This is a genomic window from Kurthia huakuii LAM0618 (genome assembly GCF_000505545.1).
Lineage (GTDB): Bacteria > Bacillota > Bacilli > Bacillales_A > Planococcaceae > Kurthia > Kurthia huakuii.
The window spans coordinates 1-1759 of sequence record NZ_AYTB01000001.1; the positions used below are offsets into that span (position 1 = coordinate 1).

The 1759-nt window shown below is 51.4% G+C and carries 1 rRNA gene; it reads left to right on the forward strand.

Annotated features, from left to right (window positions below):
• Positions 1-171 precede the first annotated feature (171 nt).
• Positions 172-1727, forward strand: a 16S ribosomal RNA gene (locus V514_RS0100005).
• The last annotated feature ends 32 nt before the right edge of the window (positions 1728-1759 follow it).

The window sequence follows — 1759 nt, forward strand, 5'->3', positions numbered from 1 at the left end:
CGCAGGAGGTCAGCGGTTCGATCCCGCTAGGCTCCACCATTATTATTTAAATGAACCTTGAAAACTGAACAAGCAAGATGTAATCACAATAAATTCGGTTCAATTAAGAATCGAAACAAAATGTTATCAAGCAAGATAACGCTAGCAAAGCAAATGAGCTTTCAAACACTTTTTATGGAGAGTTTGATCCTGGCTCAGGACGAACGCTGGCGGCGTGCCTAATACATGCAAGTCGAGCGAGGTTGTTTGGAATGCTTGCATTTCAAACAACCTAGCGGCGGACGGGTGAGTAACACGTGGGCAACCTGCCCTGTAGACTGGGATAACTTCGGGAAACCGGAGCTAATACCGGATAACTCTTTTAGCCTCATGGCTTTAAGCTAAAAGGCGCTTCGGCGTCACTACAGGATGGGCCCGCGGTGCATTAGCTAGTTGGTAGGGTAACGGCCTACCAAGGCAACGATGCATAGCCGACCTGAGAGGGTGATCGGCCACATTGGGACTGAGACACGGCCCAAACTCCTACGGGAGGCAGCAGTAGGGAATCTTCCACAATGGACGAAAGTCTGATGGAGCAACGCCGCGTGAGTGATGAAGGTTTTCGGATCGTAAAACTCTGTTGTAAGGGAAGAACAAGTGCGTTAGGTAATGAACGCGCCTTGACGGTACCTTATTAGAAAGCCACGGCTAACTACGTGCCAGCAGCCGCGGTAATACGTAGGTGGCAAGCGTTGTCCGGATTTATTGGGCGTAAAGCGCGCGCAGGTGGTTTCTTAAGTCTGATGTGAAAGCCCACGGCTCAACCGTGGAGGGTCATTGGAAACTGGGGAACTTGAGTGCAGAAGAGGATAGTGGAATTCCAAGTGTAGCGGTGAAATGCGTAGAGATTTGGAGGAACACCAGTGGCGAAGGCGACTGTCTGGTCTGTAACTGACACTGAGGCGCGAAAGCGTGGGGAGCAAACAGGATTAGATACCCTGGTAGTCCACGCCGTAAACGATGAGTGCTAAGTGTTAGGGGGTTTCCGCCCCTTAGTGCTGCAGCTAACGCATTAAGCACTCCGCCTGGGGAGTACGACCGCAAGGTTGAAACTCAAAGGAATTGACGGGGGCCCGCACAAGCGGTGGAGCATGTGGTTTAATTCGAAGCAACGCGAAGAACCTTACCAGGTCTTGACATCCCAATGACCGTCTTAGAGATAAGACTTTCCCTTCGGGGACATTGGTGACAGGTGGTGCATGGTTGTCGTCAGCTCGTGTCGTGAGATGTTGGGTTAAGTCCCGCAACGAGCGCAACCCTTATTCTTAGTTGCCATCATTTAGTTGGGCACTCTAAGGAGACTGCCGGTGACAAACCGGAGGAAGGTGGGGATGACGTCAAATCATCATGCCCCTTATGACCTGGGCTACACACGTGCTACAATGGACGGTACAGAGAGCTGCAAGCCCGCGAGGGTTAGCCAATCTCATAAAACCGTTCTCAGTTCGGATTGTAGTCTGCAACTCGACTACATGAAGCCGGAATCGCTAGTAATCGCGGATCAGCATGCCGCGGTGAATACGTTCCCGGGCCTTGTACACACCGCCCGTCACACCACGAGAGTTTGTAACACCCGAAGCCGGTGGGGTAACCATTTATGGAGCCAGCCGTCTAAGGTGGGATAGATGATTGGGGTGAAGTCGTAACAAGGTAGCCGTATCGGAAGGTGCGGCTGGATCACCTCCTTTCTAAGGATTATTACGGAATAGATGACTCGGTC